A 22657-nucleotide genomic window follows, 5' to 3' on the forward strand; every position below is an offset into this window, starting at 1 on the left:
CACGGCTCATGCTGGGTTAAAGAATTCTTGGGGCACTACCAGTGGGGGCCGAGGGTCCGGCTTCGCCGGCCCCAGGCGCCGCCCCCTTGAGGGGGGAACAGGCTACACGCAGTGAGCCTGGACGGGGGTGTTTCTTATTACACATGCCGTTTTAACAGGCGCCCGGCGCGCGCCTGCACCCTGACGCTGGCCGCATCAGCAGCGCCGGCGACGTAGGCCAGTTCGCCGTTCACAAAGACTTTTTCAATGCCGTCCGAAAGCGCGATCGGGTTTTCGTACGTCGCCACGTCGCGCACTCGGACCGGGTCCAGCACCACGACATCGGCGTACCAGCCCGGCTGCAACTGGCCGCGCTGGTGCAGGCGGAAGTTGCGCGCCGAGAGGCCCGTCATCTTGTAGATCGCGGTCTCCAGCGAAAACAGCTGCTGCTCGCGCCAATAGCGCGCCAGCACCCGCGGGAAGGCGCCCCACAGGCGCGGGTGCGGATGCTTGTCATGCGGCAGGCCGTCCGATCCGATCATGGAAAGCGGATGGGCAATGACGCGCCGTACGTCGTCCTCGTGCATCTGGAAATAGCAGGCCCCGCCGGGCTGCAGGCGGCGGCAAACTGTTTTCTGGTCAACGCCCCACTCGGCTGCAATCGACGCCAGGGTGCGGCCCATCATTTCCGGATGCGGGGCCGACCAGCTCACGAGCACGTCAATAATGCCGTCGACCAGGTCTTCGCGCAGCACGGTCGAGCCGGCCACGTAGGGATAGACATCCATCGCGATGTCCTGGCGCTGCGCCAGCGTGTCGATCAGCGGCAGCGTCTCCTGCGTGCGGCCCCAGTTGGCCGGGCCGGCGCATTTGTGATGCGAGATCACCAGCGGCACACCTGCCTCGAAGGCGCAGCCGGCGGCCTCGTGCATGGCCTCCAGGATGTCGGCCATCTCCGAGCGCATGTGTGTGGCGTAAATGCCGCCGTACCGCGCGACGACGCGCGCCAGCGATGTCACCTCGGCGGCCGGTGCCGGCATGGCTTCGGCGTAAAAGAGGCCCGACGACAGGCCGATCGCGCCCTGGGCCATGCATTGCTCCAGCAGGGTGCACATGGCGGCCACTTCGCCGGCGGTGGCTGGCCGGTTGAGGTCGTCCACACAGGCATAGCGCAGCGTGGTGTGGCCGATCAGCGGCGCTACATTGACGGCCGGCTGCGCCTCGCCCACCGCCTGCGCATAAGCATCCACCGAGGGGTACTTGAATGAATTTCCCAGCAGGGTGAGGGCGCCCTGCGGTTCCTCCACCACGAAAGGCGCGACCGACAGGCCGCAGTTGCCGGTGACCACCGTGGTGATGCCCTGCGACAGCTTGGGAAACATGCCGGGCGCGTTCAGCACGATAGCGTCGTCGTGGGTGTGCACGTCGACGAAGCCGGGCGCAATCACCAGGCCGCTGCAGTCGTACACCTGGACATCGGACAGAGACAGGCCGTCCGGCAGGCTGCGACGCAAGTCCGGGCCCATGGCCACGATCCGGTCGCCCGCCAGCAGAAGGTCACCTGATCGGCCAGTCGCGCTGGTACCGTCCACCAGCAGGCCATTTTCCAGCAAGGTGGCGCGCGTCATCGTACTTTCCCCATGGTGAGCTTGGCGCCTTCGTCCCAGTCCAGCCGGGGGTGGTGGTGCATGTCCACGCCGCGTGTTTCCAGCGTGTGCTGGATGTTGGCCAGCCGGTTCACGGCCTTGTCGCCCAGGCGCTGCGCCACCAGCACGGTGAGGATTTCGATCACCGTCAGGTGCGCCAGGTAGGCCTCGGGGCCCACCGGCATTACCGGGTCGGGCGCCACTTCCACGCCCAGCACGATGTCGGCCAGCGCCGCCAGCTGCGAGCCGGGCTGGGTGAGCGCGATGATGGTGGCGCCCTGCGAGCGCGCCACGTCCACAGCCTCCAGCAACGAGGGCATGCCGCCGACATGTGTGATGGCCATCACCACGCCACGCGGGCCGATGGTAGCGGCCGAGATCAGCTGCAGGTGCGGGTCCAGGTAGCTGTTGGAAGCCACGCCCATGCGGTACAGCCGCGCCTGCAAGTCGGAGGCCATGAAGTTGGAGGTGACGCCGACGCCATAGCAGTCCACCCGGGCGCCGTCGACGATGGCGTCGGCCGCCGCCTGCACCGCTTCCACATTGAGCTGGGCCTGCACGCTGTTGATCACCGTGGTGGCGCCGCGCGTCACCTTGGCGATGACCTGCCGGGTGTCGTCATCGATGCGCACGCGCCGGTTCAGCGGCGAGCCGCCCACCGCGAGTTCTTGCGCCAGCGCCAGCTTGAACTCGCGCAGCCCGGGGTAGCCCAGGTCACGGCAGGTGCGCATGATGGTGGGGACCGAGCTGTTGGCGCGCTGTGCCAGGGTCTCGAAGGTTTCGTCCAGCACGCGCTGCGGGTCTTCCAGGATCAGGGCCAGCACAGTGCGCCGCGCAGCGGGCGCGCGGTCCATGATCTCGGCAATTTTTTCAAGGACGCGTGGAGTCATTTAAAAGCAGGTGACGATGGCGTCACACACGTTGTTTTGTTCGTCCACCACCGGCATCCAGCGCCATTTGTCGAAGGTGGTGCAGGGGTGGGAGATGCCCAGCGCAACCAGGTCGCCCACGCGCAGGGCCTGGTGTTCGGGGCCACTGCCGCGCAGGTAGGCATGCTGGTCGTTCAGGCCGGCGATCTTCCAGTCTGCAGGCGCCGGTGTCATGGTGGCCTCGCCCGCTCTGCACACACCCAGGGGCACGGGAAGCTCCAGGTCGTAGGAGATGTCGCGCTTGCCCACCGCGAGAATGGCCAGGCCCGGTTCAGGGCAGGATTGCACCGCCGCCCACACCTCCATCGCCGCGTGCAAGCCATGGCCGCAGCCCATGCGCGCAGCTACCGTATTCATGAAGCGGTGGTACGTGCCATGGTCGTGCGTCACATAGCAGCCCGAACGCAGCAGGCCCTGCACAGGCTGCGACAGTTTCATCTTCAGGTGTTCGGCTACCAGATCGAAGATGGCGGAGCCACCGGCCGTGAGCAGGATTTCATTCGTTTCGAACAACTGTTGTTCGTCGCAGGCTTTGGCGATGTCGCGCACACGCTGCATCAGCGCATTGGCGTAGGCCGTGTCGGCGTCTGACTGGCCGGTGGCGCCCAGGCCTTCGTAGCATTCGATGCCGACCAGCCGCGTGGCCTTGCCGCTGCGCAGGCGCTGAGCCAGGGCCAACGCCTGCTCGTGGCTGCGGCAGCCGGTGCGGCCGCCGTCCACACCGATCTCCAGCAGCACGTCGAAAGGCTCAGCGTGTGCATTCACCGCATGCCAGGCTTCAATGAGCTCCGCCTGCGCCAGTGAGTCCACCAGAAAAGCCACCCTCAGCCCGGCATGGGCACGCTTGAGGTCGGCTATGCCCTGCAGGTCCACCGACTGGAACACCTGGTTGGCGATCAGGCAGCGTTTCGCACCGGCCGTCACGCCTGCGCGCAGCTGCGTCACGGTGGCGAAGGTCAAGCCCCAGGCGCCGGCATCGAGCTGACGCCGGAACAGCTGCGGCGACATGGTGGTTTTGCCGTGCGGCGCCAGGCCCACGCCGTGGCTGCCGGCAAAACCCTGCATCCATTGCAGGTTGCCGGCCAGAGCGTCGCGGCGGATCACGGCCAGCGGCAACGGCAGGTCGCCGCGCAGCACGTTCCAGCCCTGGGTGCCAACGGCCGAGCGGCGCAGCGGCGGGCTATGGTGCGGAAAGCCCTTCCAGGAGGCGTCGAGCAGGGGGTCGAGAATATCTTGCAGTGTCATGGTGTCGTCAATGATTCGATGTCGTCTCGGATGCAGGCTTTGAGGCGGCCGCCGCCCATGTCGCGCGGCTCCGGCCGTGTCTCGGCACAGGCGTCAATGGCATGCGGGCAGCGTGTGCGAAACACGCAGCCCGAAGGCGGATTGACCGGGCTGGGCATGTCGCCTTTCAAGGGCACATGCACCATCCTGATGGTCGGGTCCGGTTTGGGCGAAGCGGCCAGCAGGGCCTGCGTGTAGGGATGCAGCGGCCGCGCGAACAGCTGCGCCGTCGGCGCCACTTCCATCACCCGGCCCAGGTACAGCACAACCACCCGGTCGCACAGGTATTCCACCACATCCAGGTCATGCGAGATGAACAGCATGGTCAGCTTCAGGCTATCGCGCAGGTCGCACAGCAGGTTGACCACCTGCGCCTGGATGGAAACGTCCAGTGCCGAGAGCGGCTCATCGGCCACGATGAATTCAGGCTGCACCGAGAGGGCCCGCGCCACGCCGATGCGCTGCCGCTGGCCGCCGGAAAACTCGTGCGGGTAACGCGCCGCGTGTTCAGGCGGCAGCCCCACTAACTGCAACAGCTCGGCGATGCGCTGTGCGGTGGCCTCCTTGCCTTTGGCCAGGCCATGCACCTGCAATGCCTCGCCCAGGATGTCGCGTACCCGCATCTTGGGGTTCAGGCTGGCGTATGGGTCCTGGAAGATCATCTGCAGCTTGCTGCGCAGCGCGCGCATGCGGCTGCCCGAGGCCGCGCCGAGGTCTTCGCCGCGGTAGCTCACCGTGCCGCCGGTGCTGTCGACCAGGCGCAGCAGGGCGCGGCCGATGGTGCTCTTGCCCGAGCCCGATTCGCCCACCAGGCCCAGTGTCTCGCCGGGATGGATCACGAAGGACACATCGTCCACGGCGCGCACTGGCCGCACAGAGGAACCGAAGAATTTCTGCAGGTTGCGCACCTCGATCAAGGGCGCAGCGGCTGGGGTCTGTGCGCTCATGCGGCCTCCGGCACCAGGATGCAGCGGGCGCTGCCGCCGGCTTCGTCGTTGCGCAACGCCGGCATGGCGTCGCGGCAGGCCGCGATGGCCTTGTCACAGCGCGGCTCGAAAGCGCAACCCGGTGGCGGCGCCAGCGGGCTGGAAACCTGGCCGCGGATGGCATAGAGTCGGCGCTTGCCTCCCGCCGCATGTGAGCCCTCGCCCGCCGACGCCCGCCCGCGCTGCTGCGCCGGCAGGCAGGCCAGCAGGCCCTGCGTGTAAGGATGCTGCGGCCGTGCGAACAGGTCGTTGACGGGCGCGGCCTCCACGATGCGGCCGGCGTACATCACAGCCACGTCATCGGCATGGTGGGCCACCACGCCCAGGTTGTGGGTGATGAACAGGATGCTCATGCCGGTCTCAGCCTGCAGCCTGCGCATCAGCGCCAGGATCTGCGCCTGGATGGTAACGTCCAGCGCGGTGGTGGGTTCGTCGGCGATCAGCAGCGTCGGGTCGCAGGCCATGGCCAGCGCGATCATCACCCGCTGGCGCATGCCGCCCGAAAGCTGGTGCGGGTATTCATGCAGGCGCTGGGCAGCCGCCGGGATCTCGACGAGCTCCAGCATGCGCAGGGCCTGGGCCAGGGCGGCCGCATGGCCCAGGCCCTTGTGCAGGCGCAGCGATTCGGCCACCTGCTCACCCACGGTGAAGACCGGGTTCAGGCTGGTCATCGGCTCCTGGAAGATCATCGCCACCTCGTTGCCGCGGATTGCGCGCATGCGCGGCTCGGGCAGCGTCAACAGGTCCAGCGTTTCGCCGGCGCGATTGACGAACAGGGCCTGGCCGCTGACCTGCGTCGAAGCGGTTCGCGGCAAGAGGCGCATCAGCGTCAGGCTGGTGACCGATTTGCCCGAGCCCGATTCGCCGACCAGGGCTGTGGTCTTGCCGGCACGGATGTTGAAGCTCACGTCGGCGACGGAGCGGATCAGGCCTTCGTCGGTGTCGAAGAAGGTGGAAAGGTGGCGTACTTCGAGACGGTTCACATCGATTTCCGCAGGCGCGGATCCAGCAGGTCGCGGATGCCGTCGCCCAGCAATTGAAGCGACAGCGCGGTAAGGATGATGGCCAGGCCCGGGAACAGCACGATCCACAGCGCCTGGTGGGCGTATTGCTGGCTGCCGGCGACCATGGTGCCCCAGGTCGGGATTTCGGGCGGCACGCCCACACCCAGGAAAGACAGCGCGGCTTCCGCCAGGATGGCGTAGGCAAAGATGAAGGAAGCCTGCACGAGAATCGGCGACATCAGGTTGGGCAGCACATGGCGCCAGAGGATGCGCACGGTGGAGACCCCGACGGCGCGCGCCGCTTCCACAAACAGCAGCTCGCGCACCACCAGCGTCGAGGCGCGCACCACCCGCGCCACGCGAGGCGTGTAGACCAGCACCAGGGCCAGCACCACGTTCAACATCGAGGGGCCGAGAATGCCGACCAGGGCGATTGCCAGCAGGATGTCGGGGAAGGACATCATGGCATCGACCAGCCGCATGACGGGCGCGTCGAGCCGGCGAAAGAAACCCGCGATCAGGCCAAACAAGGTGCCGGCCACCACCGAACCCAGCGCCGTCAGCAGCGCGATGGTCAGCGAATAGCGTCCGCCGAAGGCGATGCGGGCAAACAGGTCGCGGCCCAGTTCGTCGGTGCCGAACAGGTGAGCAGAAGAGGGTTGCGAGAGGCGCTGGCTCACGGCGGTTTCGTTCGGGTCCAGCCCGCTCAGGGGGCCGGCGAAGAGTGATACCAGCACCACCACGACCAAAGCGATGGCCGCGGCCAGAACGATACGGCGGCGAAACAGCTTGCGCAGGATGAGAGGAAGTTGAGGCATACGCATCGCTTCAGTACTTCACGCGTGGATCGACCACGGTGTAGAGCAGGTCGATCGCAAAGTTGATCACCACATAGATTGCCGCCACCACCAGCAGTGCCCCCTGGATCACCGGGTAGTCGCGCCGGATCACCGCGCTCACCACCAGGTTGCCCACGCCGGGCAGGCCGAACACCGTCTCGGTGACCACCGCGCCACCGATCATCAGTGCCACTGTCAGGCCGAGCACGGTGACGATGGGCACCAGCGCGTTGCGCAGCGCATGTTTGAGCACCACCACGTTTTCCGAAAGCCCCTTGGCCCGGGCAGTGCGCACGTAGTCCTCGCCCAGCACATCCAGCATCGAAGCGCGGGTGAAGCGGATGATCAGCGCTGAATTGAGCACGCCCAGCACCGTGGCCGGCAGCACCAGGCAGTGGATGCGGGCCGCCAGCGAGGCGCCCGGCTCGCCATAGCCCGAGACGGGGAACCAGCCCAGCGAGACCGCGAAGATCTGCATCAGCACCAGGCCGAACCAGAAGCTGGGTATGCTGGCGCCCAGCATGGCGAAGCCGGTGAAAGCCTGGTCGACGGCCCTGCCACGATACACGGCCGAGACGATGCCGCACGGCACACCGATCAGCGCGGCAATGGCGATGGCCATCAGCGAGAGCAGGGTCGTGGGCTCGGCCCTCTCCCACAGCGCCTGGGTTACCGGGCGCTGCAGAAAGATCGATTCGCCCAGGTTGCCGCGCGCCAGCTCCCGGACCCACAAGCCGAACTGCACCGGCAGGGGCTTGTCCAGGCCATAGACCTTCTGCACGCGCGCGATGTCCTCGGCCGTGGCCTGGTCGCCCAGCAGCACGGCGATCGGGTCACCCGGGGCAGCGCGCGTGAGGATGAAAACCAGCACCGCCACGATGGCCATGACCACCAGCATGCCGCCCAGCCGGGACAGGAGGTACCGTGTCATGACGTTGCTCTATTCAATGATGCGAATTTTTTACTCATTCGAAGGCACTCCACGTCCCCATCTCCACGCCCGCCGAAAGAACAGCGAAATAAAGCCAGTTGAGCCGCGGAACCGGCTTTGCCGGGCCGCAGGCGGACGGCCCCCTCGGGGGGCAGCGCATTACACGGAGTGAAAAGCGTGGGGGCTCAACTCTTTAGGCTGGTGTTCCAGAAGAACGGGTAGGTGTAGGGGGTGTAGCCCTGCAGCGCAGGCGCACGCGCCGACAGGCTGGCGAACTTGCCCACCTGGATGTAAGGCACCTCGTCATACACCACCTGCTGCACCTTGCCCCATAGCGCACCGCGCTTGGCAGGGTTCGGCTCCTGGTTCAGCGCGGCCAGTGCCTCGGCCTTGGCGGGCGAGCTCCACCAGCCCGGCGCGCCGTCGCCCAGCTGCGGCGGTGAAAGCATGGGCTCGGGGAACAGGCCCGAATGGGTGATGTAGATGTCCCACAGCTTGGGGTCGGCGCGGCGCTGCAGCAGCGTCGCCCACTCGACCACGTTGAGTTCGGCCTTGAAGCCGGCACGCTTGAGCTGCTCGGCCATGATCAATGCCATGTTGTAGTGAAAGTCGTACTGCCGGCTGGTCAGGATACGCACCGGCTCGCCCTTGTAGCCGGCCTGCTCGGCCTGGCTCTTGGCCTTCTTGGCATCGCGTTCGTTATAGGCTGCGGTGCCGGCTGTGGAATAGAAGGGCGTGCCTTTGGGGAAGTGGTTACCTTCGGCGATGAAAAATCGCGTGTCGCCAAAGCCCGCTGCCAGCATCTCGCCTTCGCCCAGCGCGGTCTGCACCGCCTTGCGCACCGGTTGATGCGCCAGTGAACCCTCCTTGGTGTTGAACACCAGGTAAGGAAAGCCGAAAGAGGGCGTCATGATGGGCACGACCTTGCCGCCGGCTTTTTCCAGCCGCGGCAGCGCCTCGATCGGCAGCAGATCGGCGTAGTGGAACTGGCCGGCCAGCGCACCCTCCACCCGCGTGTTGGCATTGGGCACCGGTACGAAGCGCAGTTCCTCCACCACGGCCACCCGCTTGCCGCCGTAACCGCTGGCAGCTTCATTGCGCGCGGTGTAGCCATCGAAGCGGGTGAGCAGCACATACTGGTCGGGCTTGCGCTCCTTGAACTTGTAGGGCCCCGTGCCCACGTATTCGCGCAGCGGTTGGGCCAGCGATTCCTTGGCCATGATGGCTGCCATGCCCGAGGCCATCGCCAGCTGCGAGAGCAGCGGCGCATAGGCGTTCTTCAGGCTGATCTCCACGCTGAGTGGGCCCTTGGCCGACAGGTCGGCCACCTGCACCGCCACCGACTTGCCACGCGGCGAGACTTCCATCCAGCGCTTCAGGCTGGCCACCACGTCGTCAGCATGAAGCTCGCGCCCGCTGTGCAGCATCACGCCCTTGCGCAGGGCGATGCTGTAGAGCTTGCCGTCCGCCGATATCTTGGGCATCGCCTCGGCCAGCATCGGCACCAGGGCCGCCTTGGCGTCGAAGGTGAACAGCGGCTCGTAGACGTGCTGCATGATGATGCAGACCAGGTCGGCCGGGGTCGACTGGATGTCCAGCGTCGGCGGCTCAGCCACCATGGCCAGATTCAGGGCTGACTTGCCCGTCTGCGCGGCGGCCGGACCGAAGCCGGCGCCGGCCGCACCCAGGGCCAACAGGGAGGACAAGGCAGTGCGGCGGTGCATGCGAATTCCACGGATCATGACAACTCCTGATTGAAGTTAAATTTCAAAAGTGAAGATTAATTGACCTGAAGACGATCATTTTCAGGATAAACCCGAGTATTTGCGCATATTCATGAAAATATATTTCATAATTTGCCATAAAAGAGACTGGAAAAAAGGAGTTCTTCATGCCTCTGGAACATTTCGGAAATCCTCCGCTGGCCTCCGACCGCCAGCCCCGACCGTTCTCACCCGCCGTACGCGCCGGTGACTTCGTCTATGTCTCCGGCCAGGTGCCGGCCAATGAAAACGGCGAGATCGTGACCGGCGGGATTGAGGTGCAGACCCACCAGGTGATGAAGAACCTGCAGGCGGTGCTGGCCCTGGCCGGTTGCACGCTGGACGACGTCTGCAAGAGCACTGTTTGGCTGCAGGACGCGCGCGACTTCGGCAGTTTCAACCGCATCTACATGGGCTATTTCGGTGAGAAGAAGCCGGCCCGCTCGACGACCGAAGCGCGGTTGATGGTGGATGCGCGGGTGGAGATTGATGTTGTGGCTTATAAGCCAAAGGGCTGAGGCCTGGCTTGTTCTGTCGTTGCGCTTTTTGCTGAGGGTTGCTGGCCGGGGGTTGCCCGGCCAGCAGGATCCAGAGGAGGGTGCGCCGGAAAATTAATAACAACCCTGAAAAAACGCTATCAATTCAATAGCCGCCCGCACTCGTCCCTAAAATACTTCAAGGCAGATCCTTGTAAGGCTCCGGCTGCGCCGCATCCCTGGGCCCCACGGTGCCAAGCCGTGCTTTCAGCGACTGCGGCTGCCCCGTCAGGATGGCCGCGTAATTGGTGGTGTTCGACAGCACTTTTTTCACATAGTCGCGCGTTTCGCTGAACGGCACGCTTTCGGCCCAGATCGCAGCGTCCAGCACCGGCCCGTTGCGCCAGAGGCGTGGCCGCCCGGGGCCGGCGTTGTAGGCTGCGGCGGCCATGGGCATGGAGCCGTTCAGGTCATCCAGCGCAAACTTGAGGTAGGCCGTGCCGATCGCGATGTTGGTATCGCGGTCATTGAGCTGGTCTTGCGTGAAGCCTTCAAGGCCGATTTTTTTGGCCGTCCAGCGTGCCGTCGCCGGCATGACCTGCATCAGGCCCGAAGCGCCCACGCCGGAGCGCGCGTCCATGATGAAACGGCTTTCCTGGCGGATCAGGCCGTACACATAGGCCGGGTCGAGGTTGATGGACTGGCTGCGTTTGGTCACCGTTTCGCGAAACGGCATCGGGAAGCGTTGCTCGAAATCGATCTCGCCTTTGGTGCGCTCACTGGTGTTGATGCAGCGGTCCCAGATCTGCCGGTCGCAGGCGAACTGGGCGGCCGCCAGCAGGTCGCGGTCAGCCATGCCACCGCGCTTGTGCAGGTTGGTGCTGTAGTTCCACTCGCGCGTGCCTTCGGGGCGCAGGCCGACGGCGATGGCATAAGCGGCGCGGTTCAGGCCCGGGTTCAGCCGTGCAGTTTCTTTTTCCTCGGCCGTCAGCGGCGCTGGTCTGGCCGGCACCGTGATCTTCTGGCCCAGCTCTTCCAGCGCGAGCTGCTCGTAAAAACCACGGGCCGACGCGAAGGACTGCAGCAAGGCCAGGGCTTCGGCTCGCTGCGGCGCAATGGTGATGCCGGTGCTGATGGTTTGCGTTACGCCGGGTGTGGTCGCGACGACGATCGGGCCTTTGGGCGCTGCGTCAGGCGGCGCGGTGGCCAGCAGCGCGCGCGCTTTCCAGTAGCTCCAGGTAGGTTCCTTGCGCGCGTCGTCGCTCATGGCGTTGACGGCTGCCAGCACGAGCGTCCAGTTGGGCTGTGTCCCTGCGCGCAATGCGGCCCGGACTTTCCAGCCCAGCATGTCATCGCTGAGGTCGGTGTCCTTGGTGACCTTAGAAAAGTACTGCAGCGCGTCGCCTGCAGGCGTGGTGCCCAGGCGGGTGGCGGCCTGCCTGCCGATCACACCCCAGACCCAGTTGCGCTCTTCGGTATTCAGCTGCATGCCCCATTTGTTTTCCATTTGGGATGCCGCTCCGTCCGTGTCGCTGATCGCCATCTTGATCAGCGCCAGCGTGACGATTTCGCGCCGCGCCTTGCTGAGCGCGAGGTGTTTGCCCGCCAGGAACCTGATGGGGCTGGCATTCAGTTCATTGACCATGCCGACGGCGTCGGGCGCAATGATCTGCACCGCACTGGTCGCTGCGCGTGGCCGGTTGGCCTCGGTGGCCAGGCGGGCCTTGATCCAGACGTCCTGCGCTGTGAGGTTTTTGGTGCCAACCAGCCGCTCGGCGGCCGAGTTGCAGCCGTCGTCTGCCTCGCGCTGTGCATACCAGTTCTTTTTCACTTCGTCGGCCAGGCGCGCATCAGCCACCGGATTTTTGAGGTGTTCGACCAGCAGTGCGTAGCAACGCACTTCCTTGTCATCGTTCATCCGGTAGTTGGGGTATTCAGCGGCAAAGCCGGCCCAGTCGCGGCGCTGGCCCAGCAGCAGCAGCCAGTCGTTGCGCAGCCGGTCTTCCTGGTAGGTGCCGGCGTAACGGCCGAAAAAATCCTGCACCTCTTGCGCACTGGCTTCGCCCAGTCGCGTCTTGAGTTCCCAGTAGGCCGCCCAGGGCTCAAGCGCGTGGCCCCGGGCCTGGGGCAGCAGTTGTGCCAGCCGGCCCTTGTCGCCGCGTTTGAAAGCCTTGTTCATCTCCACAATCACGTTGTCGGCTGCGCTGGCGCTTGCGGGAAGGGTGGTTTGGGCGGTTGCAGGGACGAGCAGCGTCAGGGAGGCAATCGCGGAAAAAATGGCGGGCAGGGAGGCCGCACGTACCGGGCCGTTAAGAAATTTGTATAGCATCGGGACATTATGGACAAATTAAGCATACGCAAGGCGCTGGTGGAAGCGCGACTGAACATGCCTGACCGCCTGGTGCGGGCTGACCTGCTGCAGCGTGTGATGCGCATCTGGCTGGTAGGTTCCACGCACGAGGTGATTGGCGCGTATTGGCCCATCAAGGGCGAGTTCGATCCGCTGCCTGCGCTGTACCGCTGGCAGGAAGATGCCATTTTGAGCCAGGATTCGTCATCAAATCCGGCGCTGGACCAGGTGGAACGTGCGCAACTAGCTACTGAAAGCATAGCAGCGCGGTCGCCGCGCAAGATCGGTCTGCCGGTGGTCAACAAGCTGCACAAGACATTGACTTTCCATGCCTGGTACCCGGGCTGCCCCATGGAAGAAGACGCCTACGGCATTCCGAAACCAAAAGATACAGAGGTGATTATTCCCACCCTGCTGTTCGTGCCCTGCGTAGGTTACGGCCCCGGGGGCTATCGGCTGGGCTATGGCGGGGGCTTTTACGACCGCACGCTGGCCACGCTGCAACCACGGCCTTTCACAGTGGGCCTGGGCTATACCCAGGGCTGGCTGCCCGACATGGAGCCCGAGCCGCACGACATTCCGCTCGATGCCATCCTGAACGACAAGGGCGTGGTCTGGCCGGTGTGACCGCTCAGCGCTCGCTTCGCCCGCCTTGGAAAGCAGGCGAGGGCCGGTATATTAGCCACTCGAGCAAAGCGGTTAATGACTAAAAAACAGGGAGCGGAGCATGGCAGGCAGTGGAGAAGACGGCAATACGGTGAGCAGCAGGATCAGGAAGGACCTGCTGAAAGTTCTGGCCCTCGCGCTGGTGACGCTGTTTCTGGTTCCGGGCTCAACCTTGCTGTTCGCCAGGCATGCACAGCAGCAACTCGACCGCACCATCATCCAGTCGATAGAGCGGCAGGTCGACCAGGACTCGAGCATGTCCGCCGAAAGCAAGGCGCACACCAAGAAGTTTTACCGTGACAACCCGGTCTCCCGCATATGTGCCGACGCCAACGCCGACCTCGTGCAGGACAGGGACATGTTCTGCGAGCCGTTCTCCGAAGTCTGGCAGTTTTACGCAGCGCATCTCATCGCCAAATGGACGATTGCCGGCGGTGTGGCCATCTTGCTGGTGGAACTGCTGCTGGGCGCCGTGGCTTTCTGGAACCGCAAGGCCCGGTACCTGAGTTTTGTGACCGGCTGGCGCCTGCTGAGCCTGGCCAGCGCGGCGCAAATGCTGGTGCAGGGCACCATGCTTGTCTGGCTGTCCTTTTGGGTGACGGCATTCTTCTTTCACGTGTATTACATCAAGCTGATCGCGCTGATCGGCTTTGTGGTGGCTGTCGCGGTGTTCTTTGCCATTGCCGGGCTGCTGCGGCGCCCCGCCATGGCAAACACCATTGACGGGGAGCTGGTCAGCGACGGCGACGCGCCGGGCCTTTGGGCCAACACACGCGCTCTGGCCGCGCGCCTGAAGACCGCGCCGCCCAAACAGATCGTGGCGGGCATTGACACCAATTTTTTTGTCACCGAAGCGCCGCTTACCGTGGCCGGCCAGGCGCTGACCGGCCGCACGTTGTTTGTCAGCCTTCCGCTGCTGCGGCTGCTGGACCGTGCCCAGGCCGATGCCGTGCTGGGCCATGAGCTCGCGCATTTTCGCGGTGGTGATGCCGCCAGCAGCGCCCGGCTTGGGCCCAAGCTTGTGCAGTACGACCACTACCTCGGCCTGATGCGTGGCGGTGGTCTGACGGTTGCGGTCTATCACCTGATGTACCTGTACCGGGTGATATTTGAATTCGCGCTGATGCGTGACAGCCGCGAGCGCGAATTCAAGGCCGACCGCGCCGCCGCGAAGCTGGTTTCGCCGCAGGCCATTGTGGAATCGCTGATCAAGATTACCGCCTACGCAAGCTACCGGTCGGAAATCGAGCGTGAACTGTTCGAGCACGACCGGCAGCACGGCCAGCAACTCGGCATTGCGCAGTTTGTGGCCTCGGGCCTGACACACTACGCCGCCTCTACCAAATTCGTGAAAGCCATGGGAACAGCCAGCGTGCCGCATCCGTTTGACTCGCACCCGGCCATGCTGGACCGCATGAAGAATGTGCATCACCTGGTCAAGCCCGACGCTTTCGGCGCCATCGTGACTGATCCACCATTGCGCAACTGGGCTGACGACATACAGACCGCGCCGCAGATTGAGCAACGACTGTGGTCGGCCTACGAGCAGGGTTTTGCCGCCGACCATGAACGTACCCTCGCTTACCGCTACGGGCCGGACAATGACATGGAGCAGGCGCTGGTGCTGCGCTACTTTCCCCCTGTGCTGTTTCAGCTCAAGGGCACCCTCTCTGTCGGTGTGACATACAGCGGCCTGCAGCTGCCTGGCAAGCCCGATGAACTTTCGTGGGACGACATTCAGAACCTTGGCTATGAAAACGGTTTTGGCGGTGATGTCCTCACGGTTACCTTGACTGAAAAAGGCCTGTTGGGTGCCAAGACGACCAAGGTAAAGCTGCCCGGCATCAGTGCGCAGCGTGAGCAGTTCAAAGAGGTGCTGGGGACTTACCGGCACCGGCATGAGGTGATGCGGAAGCAGTTGGCGGGGTAGGCTTTTATCGGCCGGTTCTTGCTCCGGCCTTTGCGCTCTTTGCTGAGGGCGATTGGCCGGGGGTAGCCCGGCCAGCAATCCTCAGACGAAAGCGCAACGCCGGAACAAGACCGACCGCTATCCGTCCCAGCCTAAGCGGGGTAGACCGCCCCCAGCACCCGCAACCCCTTTGCCCCCGTCGCGCTTGGCAAATTACCGGGCCTGCGCAACACCGCCTGCTGTGCCAGCCACGCAAAGGCCGCCGCCTCCACCTGCAAAGGTGGCAAACCATGCTGGCCGGAAGTCTCAACCTTGAGCTGCGGCAACCCGGCCTGCAGGCGCCCAAGAAGATGGGTATTGAACGCGCCGCCGCCGCAGACGATCAGCAGGCTGCTGGCTTTTCCATGGCTGTTGACGTCCGCCGCGCAGGCGCTTGCCGTGAATTCAGCGAGGGTGTTCTGGACGTCTTGTGGCCGCGCCGCGGAAAAGGGCGCGAGCTTGCCGGCCAGCCAGGTCATGCTGAAAAGATCGCGGCCGGTGCTTTTGGGAATCGGTTGCGCAAAGTAGGGTTCGTCAAGCAGGCTGGCCAGCAGGTCCGGCAACAGCTTGCCCGTGGCCGCCCAGGCGCCGCTGGCGTCATAAGACTGACCGGTGTGTTGCAGGCACCATGCATCCATCAGGGCGTTGCCCGGTCCGCAGTCAAAACCCAGCACGGGTGACGACGCGCCAGGCGGAAGCACGCTGAGGTTGGAAATTCCGCCCAGGTTCAGCACCGACACCGTGACGTCCGCCTGGCCGAAAACGCCCTGATGAAATGCCGGCACCAGAGGTGCGCCCTGGCCACCGGCCGCCACATCGCGGCTGCGAAGATCAGCCACCACGTCGATGCCCGTGAGCTCTGCCAGCAAAGCCGGGTTGTTGAGCTGGAGCGTGTAGCCTGCGCCCGCCGGGTCGGGGGATGTTCTTTGGGGCTGGTGCCGCACGGTTTGGCCATGCGCGCCAATGGCGCGAACCTGCGAGGCGACGATCCCCTGTGCAGCAGCCTGGACAAGCAGCGCAGCGACGACTTTGGCATACGCCGCCGCGATGTGATTGGCAGCAACGGCGGCCCGGTGCAGTTCGTTGTCCGTGGGCGAATTCAGCGCCAGCAGCTCCGCGCGAAACAGCCCATCAAAGGATTCGGTGGCCGCAGCAAGCACGCGCAATTTTCCACCGGAAAGATCGACCAGCACGCCATCGGCACCGTCGAGCGAAGTGCCTGACATCAGGCCAATGAAGAGATCGGATGTTGTAGGCATGGGCCTATTTTGCCGCAGTGGGCGAATGTGAAAGCCCCGCCTTTACCAGCAGGGGCCGCGGGACTGGCTTTGCCAGACCGCAGGCGCAGCGCCCCCTCGGGGGGCAGAGAGCTACACGCAGTGAGCGAACGTGGGGGCTCTAGTTACTCAGCGCGGGTTTGCGTGATGGTGGCGGCCGCTTGCAGCTGAGTCTTCACGCCCGCCGAGAGCTCCCTGAATGCCGGCATGGCAGCCGTAGACACGGGAATGGTCTCGCTCTGCTTGGCGATCGTCATCGGGTCCTGCTGGGTGCCGTTGACGCGGAACTCGAAATGCAGGTGTGGGCCGGTGGCCCAGCCGGTGGAGCCGACGAGACCGATGGTCTGGCCCTGGCTGACGTTCTGGCCGCGCTGCACCATGATTTTGCTCAGGTGGGCATAAACAGTTTCATGGCCGTTGCGGTGGCGAACGAACACCACGTTGCCGTAACCGTTCTGGACACCCGAAAACTCCACCACGCCGTCGCCGACGGTACGTGCAGGTGTTCCCGTAGCTGCTGCGAAGTCGGTGCCCAGGTGGGCGCGCCATTTTTGCAGGATGGGGTGAAAGCGCATTGAAAAGCCGCTGCTGATGCGCGAGAACTCGACGGGCGAGCTCAGGTAGGCGCGGCGCAGGCTCTGGCCGTCGAGCGTGTAATAGCCGCCCCTGTGGGCAACGCCCGCGGCGTCCACGCCCGGAGGCTGGAACCACATGGCCTGGTAGGCCTTGCCGGCGTTGACAAACTCGGCCGACAGCACGCGACCGGTGCGCAGCGGCTCGCCGTCGGCTTCCAGGCTTTCATAGACCACGTTGAAGCGGTCGCCCTTGCGCAGTGCGCGGCGGAAATCGATGTCACTGGAGAAAATTTCGGCGATCTGCACCGCTACGCCATCGGGAATGCGGGCGTCGTCGGTGGCGGCGAACAGCGACGTCTGGATGCTGCCGCTGGACAAGCGCGCAGTAGCCACATACGGGGCGGTTTCAATGCGCGAGCTGAAACCGGCGGCGCCGCGCTCGACCACGAGGCGCTTGAACATCGTTTCGTCGTCAGTGGGCCAGCGCATGCTGAGCTTGAGCAGTTGCTGGCTGTCGCTGGCTTCGGCGGTTACGTTCTTTCCGGCACGGCCCGACAACAGCAGGCGCGCATTGGCGTCGCTGCGCAAAAAGGCGGCTGCGGCGCTGTCGTCGATGTTCAGGCGCTTGAGCAGGGTGTCGGCGGTATCGCTGCTGCGGGTGCTTTCGGTGCGGAACAGCTTGAAACGGAAATCGGTGAGGGAATCGGTCTGTATCTGCGTGGGCAAAGGCTCGACCGCTTCGAGTATCTGGCGGACCGGCAGGTTGGCCGCATCGGGTGCCAGGGGCGCAACGCCGAATGCTGTGACACCTGTGCCCAGCAGCAGTGCTGCAAGGCTGGCGGTGACCCGTTTGGGATGGCGACGGAGGCTGTCGGCGATGGGCAGCAGTATCTGGGAGGGAGATGGCAGTGGCAAAGCAGTATTCCCAACAAAAGTGCATCGGGCGCTGCGCGAGCACCGGACTGCTGTATAAAAGGTGGAGAGCTTTGGCGGCCAGCCCTGGATTCAGGGGTGGGGCCGGAGCCATCCGGTTATGAGTTTCCTGATCAGCAAATTGCAGGCCAACTAAAATGGCTCCGCCGCTGCAGGAGAGCCGCCAGTATATCTGTCGGACAATTCCCCGACATGTGAAAAACCCTTATGAATCAAGAGCTTGTTACAAAATTTCCCGTCACCGACCGCGTCAGGGAGGCCCTGGCGGTGTCCCTGCGCGGCTGCGATGAGCTGATCCCGGAAAACGATTGGATACAAAAACTGGCCAAATCGGAGGCCACGGGCGTCCCGCTGCGCATCAAACTGGGGCTGGACCCGACGGCGCCTGACATTCATGTCGGACATACCGTGGTGCTGAACAAAATGCGTCAGCTCCAGGATCTGGGCCATACAGTCATTTTTCTTATAGGCGACTTCACCAGCCTGATCGGCGACCCGTCCGGGCGCAACACCACACGGCCCCCGCTCACGCCCGAGCAGATCAAGGTCAACGCCGAAACCTACCGCGCCCAGGCCGACAAGATCCTGGACCCCGCCAAAACCGAGCTGCGCTACAACAGCGAATGGAGCGAACCGCTGGGCGCCACCGGCATGATCAAGCTGGCTTCTCATTACACCGTGGCCCGCATGATGGAGCGCAACGACTTCAACGACCGTTTCAAGGCCGGCACGCCTATTAGCGTGCATGAGTTTTTGTACCCGCTGATGCAGGGCTACGACTCGGTCGCGCTCAGGAGCGACCTGGAACTCGGCGGCACCGACCAGAAGTTCAACCTGCTGATGGGCCGGCACCTGCAGCAGGAATACGGCCAGGAGCCGCAGTGCATTTTGACCATGCCGCTGCTCGAAGGCCTGGACGGCATCGAGAAGATGTCCAAGAGCAAGAACAACTACATCGGCATCAGCGAAGACGCCAACACCATGTTCGCCAAGGTGCTGTCGATCTCCGATGTGCTGATGTGGAAGTGGTACACACTGCTGTCGTTCAAGAGCGAGGCCGACATCGCAGCGCTGAAGGCCGAAGTGGACGGCGGGCGCAACCCCAAGGACGCCAAAGTGGCGCTGGCCAAGGAAATCACTGCGCGCTTTCATTCCGCTGCCGCAGCCGACGCCGCCGAGCAGGATTTCATCAACCGCAGCAAGGGCGGCGTGCCGGATGAGATTCCCGAGGTGTCGCTGTCCGGTTCGCCGATGGGGATAGGCGCGCTGCTCAAGGCGGCCGGCCTCGCGCCCTCGGGCAGCGAAGCCACGCGCCTGATTGAAGGCGGCGGCGTGCGGATTGACTCCAGCGTGGTGAGCGACAAGGCGCTCAAGCTGAACAGCGGAACGTATGTGGTGCAGGTGGGCAAACGCAAGTTTGCCAGGGTCACGCTGGCCTGAACTGCGGCCCGGGGCGCTTTCCGCAGACTCGGGGCGGCGACCGAACGCTACTATTTTAATAGCTGCTTGCGCTTACCCCTATTGGTCTACAGGCATTTAACCTGCATACCAGTCATCTTGTTACCGAACCTCGATGGCCACGCGCCGGTTGCGCGGTTCTTCCACTTCGTCAGCGGTAGGCACGGCCAGGTCGCGCTCGCCCCGGCCCGCCGCTTCGATACGCTCTGCCGGAAACTGGCGGTCGATCAGTATCTGGCGCACCTGCTGCGCCCGCTGGGCCGACAGCACGTCGTTGCTGGCTCCGGCGCCCACAGTGTCGGTATGGCCGGTGATCACGATGTCGCCGCCACTTCGGGCCAGCGCATCGGCGAGCACGTCTTCCATGATTTTCTGCGACTCGGCCGTCAGCACCGTGCCGCCCGCATCAAAGTACACGGTGTAACGCTTGCCCCTGGGCGGCGCCATGTCATACAGCGCAGCGTTATCGGCGCGAACCTTGGCCGGATCAGCCTGGTCCACCCTGGGGGCACCCGTTGAACCCCGCGCTGCCGTGGCACGCTGGAAAGGCACGGACAGCACCGCTTCGCCGCCTGCGCCTTCCCTGGCGCGCACCACCACGGCGGACGGCGTACCGCCCTCCTGCGGCAGCAGCACAACACGGGTGCCGGTGGAACAAGCCGCCAGCAGCGTGCTCAGGAGAATGGCGGAGAGAAGGGGGAAATGGATTCTCATGGCTGTGGGTCCGCCTGCACGATGAAGTCGGTGCCGCGAATGCCGATGAAAGCGGTCTTGGTCTCGATGCGCACGGTCTCGGGATGGGCCTTGCCCACCAGGCCGCTCATCATGCGCAGCGAACCTTGCAGCAGGGAGAGCAGCAGGCCGCCCTCTTGTGTGGTGGCATCAAAGCTGAAACCCTTGATGTCCAGTTGCGAAGCCGGACCCACCACCACCGTGGTGCCGTCGCGCAGTACCAGGCTGGCGGCGGAGTCGGCGCCTGTGACGATGCGGCCGGCGGGCAACACGGGGTCTCCGGCCTTTGCCGGCCGCGCTGCGCCGCCGGCCTCCAGCAGCTTGACATCACCGCGCAGGGTTTTCAGAAAGCCGGCCTGCCCCGGGGCGGGTGGAGGCGGGGGCAAGGGTACAGAAGCGGGGATGGCCGATGCCTCGACGGCAGGCGCCGGCGCCGCTGCCGGGGTGGCCGGAGCACCCGCGGCAGGTTCCGGCCGGGTTTGTGCGGCGGCTTGCACGGCTGCAAGCATCAGTCCGGCCAAGGCTGTCAGATAGCGATGTTTCATGAAGACCTCTTTGGGCGGATTATCCATTACCTTTAGTTACGATTCGCCAGGCAAGTCTTACCACCCCGCCATCCTTCTCCGGTTTGTTACCCGGCATGCCCCCATACCTCACAATGCACAGATGAATTTTCCCGCCTGGCAATCCCTGACGCCGCAGCGGCTGCTGCGCACTTCCGTCGCCGTGGCCGCAGCCACCATCGTCCTCAAAACGGCGGCCTGGTACATCACGGATTCGGTCGGCCTGCTGTCTGACGCCATGGAGTCTTTCGTCAACCTGGCCAGCGCCCTCTTTGGCCTGGCCATGGTCACGATTGCGCAGCGCCCTGCCGACGACGACCACCCCTACGGCCACCACAAGGCCGAGTATTTTTCGTCCGGCTTCGAGGGTGCGCTGATCGTCGGCGCGGCGCTGGCCATCATCTGGGCTGCCGTGCACCGCATGCTGGACCCTCGGCCGCTGCAGCAGCTTGGCTGGGGCCTGGCGTTGTCGGTGGGCAGCTCGGCGCTCAACGGCCTGCTGGCCTGGGCGATGTTCCGCGCGGCCCGGCAGCATCGGTCCATCGCGCTTGAGGCCGACGCCAGGCACCTCGTGACCGATGTCTGGACCTCAGCCGGCGTGGTGGTCGGCATAGGTGCTGTCATGTTGACCGGCTGGCTTTGGCTGGACGCCGTGGTGGCGATCGGCGTGGCCCTGAATATCCTGTGGGAGGGAGGCCGGCTGGTCTGGCGCTCGTCACAGGGCCTGATGGACGAGGCGGTGGAGCCTGAAGTGCTGACCGAGATCCAGAAAACACTCGCAGGCTTCAGCCACCCCACCATCCGCTTTGACCACCTGAGCACGCGCCGCGCCGGCCAGCGGCGCTTTGTCGATATGCACATGCACATGCCGGCCAGCTGGTCGCTGGGCCGCGCGGCGGCCGTGCGCACCAGCGTTGAGCAGGCGCTGATGAGCGCCGTGCCCGGCCTGCGCGCCAGCATCCAGCTGCTGCCCACCGATGTGGAAGCCCATTTCGACGATGAGGCCGACCTGATCTGATGGCCTGCCGCCCTCTTCCGGCCGCCGATAATTTCCCCGACCTTCCGACTTTCTACCCCTGAGACCAGGAGCCTTGATGAAACGACCCCCTCTTGCGCTTGCCGCCCGCGTCCTTGCCTGCGCACTGCTCAGCGCCGCCGCGCAGGCGGCGGAGCTCCAGGTGCTGAGCGCCGGCGCCATCGAGCCCGGCCTCAAGGCGGCAGCGGCAGCTTTTGAAAAGCAGACCGGCCACACCGCCAAAATCACCTTCAACACCGCGCCCGAGCTGAAAAAGCGCATGGACGGCAACCCGGCGTTTGACGTGGTGATCGCGCCGCCCGCCGTCATCGGCGAATTTGCCGCGGCCAGCAAGCTGGCGGAAACACGCGCCAACGTCGGCCGTGTCGGGATGGGTGTGGCTGTGCGCGAAGGCGCACCGGTGCCCGACATCGCCAATGCCGAGGCACTCAAACGCTCGGTGCTGGCCGCCGACTCGCTGGTGTTCAACCGCGCCTCCACCGGCTTGTACCTGGAGGGCCTGCTCAGGAAGATGGACGTGTATGCGCAGGTGGAAAGCAAAACCACGCGTTATCCCGACGGCGCCTCGGTGATGGAGCACGTGCTCAAGGGCAAGGGCCGCGAGATCGGTTTCGGTGCGATGACCGAGATTCTTCTATACAGGGACAAGGGCCTGAAGTTCGTCGGCCCGGTTCCGGCCGAAGTGCAGAACTACACGTCGTACACCGCCGCGCCGCTGGCTTCCGGCAAACAGCAGGATGTGGCCCAGCAGTTCGTCAGTTTCCTGGCCGGCCCGGTCGGCAAGCCGCTGTTTGTCGCGGCCGGCGTGACCGACTGATGAAGGCCGTGCTGCAGCGCGTGGCCGAAGCCCGCGTGGTGATTGCCGGCGAAACCGTCGGCCAGATAGGCGGCGGGCTGCTGGTGCTGGTGTGCGCTGAGCGCGGCGACGCTGAAGCGCAGGCTGACAAGCTGCTGGCCAAGCTTCTCAAGCTGCGCATCTTCTCCGACAACGCGGGAAAGATGAATCTGAGCGTGCAGGACGTCCAAGGCGGCCTGCTGATCGTGAGCCAGTTCACGCTGGCGGCTGACGCCTCGGGCGGCAACCGGCCCAGCTTCACCGGTGCGGCCCCGCCTGACGAAGGGCGCCGGCTCTACGACTACTTTGTGGCCCAGGCCCGCGGCGTGCATCCGCAAGTCGAAACCGGGCAATTCGCAGCCGACATGCAGGTGCACCTGGTCAATGACGGGCCGGTAACGATTCCGCTGCAGGTCGTGCCGGGCACATAAACTCGCTATTAATTCA

The 22657-nt window shown here is 64.7% G+C and carries 20 protein-coding genes; 7 read left to right on the forward strand and 13 right to left on the reverse strand.

Features of this window, described 5'->3' with window-relative positions:
* Nucleotides 1–137 precede the first annotated feature (137 nt).
* From AC1DWQ_RS13040 to AC1DWQ_RS13075, 8 genes are all read right to left on the reverse strand, one after another.
* Nucleotides 138–1607: an N-acyl-D-amino-acid deacylase family protein gene (locus tag AC1DWQ_RS13040; protein WP_477670022.1), complete on the reverse strand. Its 1470-nt coding sequence runs from the start codon at nucleotides 1605–1607 to the stop codon at nucleotides 138–140.
* The gene (locus AC1DWQ_RS13045; RefSeq protein ID WP_477670023.1) at nucleotides 1604–2515 is read right to left on the reverse strand and encodes a MurR/RpiR family transcriptional regulator; all 912 of its coding nucleotides are present in this window, start codon (nucleotides 2513–2515) and stop codon (nucleotides 1604–1606) included. Before AC1DWQ_RS13045 ends, AC1DWQ_RS13040 begins: the two co-directional genes overlap by 4 nt.
* Nucleotides 2516–3799 carry an amino acid deaminase gene (locus tag AC1DWQ_RS13050; RefSeq protein WP_477670024.1) on the reverse strand — a complete coding sequence of 428 codons (1284 nt, stop codon included), beginning with the start codon at nucleotides 3797–3799 and terminating at the stop codon, nucleotides 2516–2518.
* Nucleotides 3796–4785 carry an ABC transporter ATP-binding protein gene (locus AC1DWQ_RS13055; RefSeq protein ID WP_477670025.1) on the reverse strand — a complete coding sequence of 330 codons (990 nt, stop codon included), beginning with the start codon at nucleotides 4783–4785 and terminating at the stop codon, nucleotides 3796–3798. Before AC1DWQ_RS13055 ends, AC1DWQ_RS13050 begins: the two co-directional genes overlap by 4 nt.
* Nucleotides 4782–5807: an ABC transporter ATP-binding protein gene (locus tag AC1DWQ_RS13060; protein ID WP_477670026.1), complete on the reverse strand. Its 1026-nt coding sequence runs from the start codon at nucleotides 5805–5807 to the stop codon at nucleotides 4782–4784. Before AC1DWQ_RS13060 ends, AC1DWQ_RS13055 begins: the two co-directional genes overlap by 4 nt.
* Nucleotides 5804–6652, reverse strand: a complete 849-nt coding sequence (locus AC1DWQ_RS13065) for an ABC transporter permease (protein WP_477670027.1) — start codon at nucleotides 6650–6652, stop codon at nucleotides 5804–5806. The genes AC1DWQ_RS13060 and AC1DWQ_RS13065 overlap by 4 nt, the downstream gene beginning before the upstream one ends.
* 4 nt (nucleotides 6653–6656) lie before the next feature.
* On the reverse strand, nucleotides 6657–7598 hold the full coding sequence (locus tag AC1DWQ_RS13070; RefSeq protein ID WP_477648166.1) for an ABC transporter permease: 942 nt from the start codon (nucleotides 7596–7598) through the stop codon (nucleotides 6657–6659).
* A gap of 185 nt (nucleotides 7599–7783) precedes the next feature.
* Nucleotides 7784–9340 (reverse strand): ABC transporter substrate-binding protein, encoded by a 1557-nt coding sequence (locus tag AC1DWQ_RS13075; RefSeq protein WP_477670028.1) that lies wholly within the window; start codon nucleotides 9338–9340, stop codon nucleotides 7784–7786.
* 149 nt (nucleotides 9341–9489) lie between these two features.
* Between AC1DWQ_RS13075 and AC1DWQ_RS13080 the strand changes: the two genes are divergently transcribed.
* Entirely contained in the window at nucleotides 9490–9879 is a 390-nt protein-coding gene (locus AC1DWQ_RS13080) for a RidA family protein (protein ID WP_477648168.1), read from the forward strand.
* Nucleotides 9880–10036: 157 nt separating this feature from the next.
* Here AC1DWQ_RS13080 and AC1DWQ_RS13085 read toward each other — a convergent pair whose 3' ends face one another.
* Nucleotides 10037–12166: a lytic transglycosylase domain-containing protein gene (locus tag AC1DWQ_RS13085; protein ID WP_477670029.1), complete on the reverse strand. Its 2130-nt coding sequence runs from the start codon at nucleotides 12164–12166 to the stop codon at nucleotides 10037–10039.
* Between the two features lie 9 nt (nucleotides 12167–12175).
* On the opposite strand from AC1DWQ_RS13085, the gene AC1DWQ_RS13090 reads away from it, so the two are divergent.
* Together AC1DWQ_RS13090 and AC1DWQ_RS13095 are read left to right on the forward strand one after the other, a co-directional pair.
* Complete coding sequence (locus AC1DWQ_RS13090) at nucleotides 12176–12814, forward strand: 5-formyltetrahydrofolate cyclo-ligase (RefSeq protein WP_477651343.1); 639 nt, start codon at nucleotides 12176–12178, stop codon at nucleotides 12812–12814.
* 100 nt (nucleotides 12815–12914) lie between these two features.
* A complete protein-coding gene (locus AC1DWQ_RS13095; protein ID WP_477670030.1) occupies nucleotides 12915–14783 on the forward strand; it encodes a M48 family metallopeptidase in 1869 nt (622 codons plus the stop codon).
* A 131-nt stretch (nucleotides 14784–14914) separates the two neighbouring features.
* On the opposite strand, the gene AC1DWQ_RS13100 is transcribed toward AC1DWQ_RS13095, so the two are convergent.
* Both AC1DWQ_RS13100 and AC1DWQ_RS13105 read right to left on the reverse strand, forming a co-directional pair.
* Nucleotides 14915–16060, reverse strand: a complete 1146-nt coding sequence (locus AC1DWQ_RS13100; protein ID WP_477670031.1) for an anhydro-N-acetylmuramic acid kinase — start codon at nucleotides 16058–16060, stop codon at nucleotides 14915–14917.
* A 143-nt stretch (nucleotides 16061–16203) separates the two neighbouring features.
* Entirely contained in the window at nucleotides 16204–17568 is a 1365-nt protein-coding gene (locus tag AC1DWQ_RS13105) for a peptidoglycan DD-metalloendopeptidase family protein (RefSeq protein ID WP_477670032.1), read from the reverse strand.
* Nucleotides 17569–17793: 225 nt separating this feature from the next.
* Here AC1DWQ_RS13105 and tyrS point away from each other — a divergent pair, with 225 nt between their 5' ends.
* Nucleotides 17794–19026 (forward strand): tyrosine--tRNA ligase, encoded by a 1233-nt coding sequence (tyrS, locus tag AC1DWQ_RS13110; RefSeq protein WP_477670033.1) that lies wholly within the window; start codon nucleotides 17794–17796, stop codon nucleotides 19024–19026.
* A gap of 120 nt (nucleotides 19027–19146) precedes the next feature.
* On the opposite strand, the gene AC1DWQ_RS13115 is transcribed toward tyrS, so the two are convergent.
* Both AC1DWQ_RS13115 and AC1DWQ_RS13120 read right to left on the reverse strand, forming a co-directional pair.
* The gene (locus tag AC1DWQ_RS13115; RefSeq protein ID WP_477670034.1) at nucleotides 19147–19758 is read right to left on the reverse strand and encodes an OmpA family protein; all 612 of its coding nucleotides are present in this window, start codon (nucleotides 19756–19758) and stop codon (nucleotides 19147–19149) included.
* On the reverse strand, nucleotides 19755–20321 hold the full coding sequence (locus AC1DWQ_RS13120) for a FecR family protein (protein ID WP_477670035.1): 567 nt from the start codon (nucleotides 20319–20321) through the stop codon (nucleotides 19755–19757). Before AC1DWQ_RS13120 ends, AC1DWQ_RS13115 begins: the two co-directional genes overlap by 4 nt.
* Nucleotides 20322–20442: 121 nt before the next feature.
* On the opposite strand from AC1DWQ_RS13120, the gene AC1DWQ_RS13125 reads away from it, so the two are divergent.
* The 3 genes from AC1DWQ_RS13125 (at nucleotide 20443) to dtd (ending at nucleotide 22641) form a co-directional block, all read left to right on the forward strand.
* Nucleotides 20443–21357 carry a cation diffusion facilitator family transporter gene (locus tag AC1DWQ_RS13125; RefSeq protein WP_477670036.1) on the forward strand — a complete coding sequence of 305 codons (915 nt, stop codon included), beginning with the start codon at nucleotides 20443–20445 and terminating at the stop codon, nucleotides 21355–21357.
* 76 nt (nucleotides 21358–21433) lie between these two features.
* Nucleotides 21434–22192 carry a substrate-binding domain-containing protein gene (locus AC1DWQ_RS13130; RefSeq protein ID WP_477670037.1) on the forward strand — a complete coding sequence of 253 codons (759 nt, stop codon included), beginning with the start codon at nucleotides 21434–21436 and terminating at the stop codon, nucleotides 22190–22192.
* A complete protein-coding gene (gene dtd, locus AC1DWQ_RS13135) occupies nucleotides 22192–22641 on the forward strand; it encodes a D-aminoacyl-tRNA deacylase (RefSeq protein ID WP_477670038.1) in 450 nt (149 codons plus the stop codon). The genes AC1DWQ_RS13130 and dtd overlap by 1 nt, the downstream gene beginning before the upstream one ends.
* Nucleotides 22642–22657: the final 16 nt, after the last annotated feature.

This window comes from Polaromonas sp. P2_G11 (genome assembly GCF_056403595.1).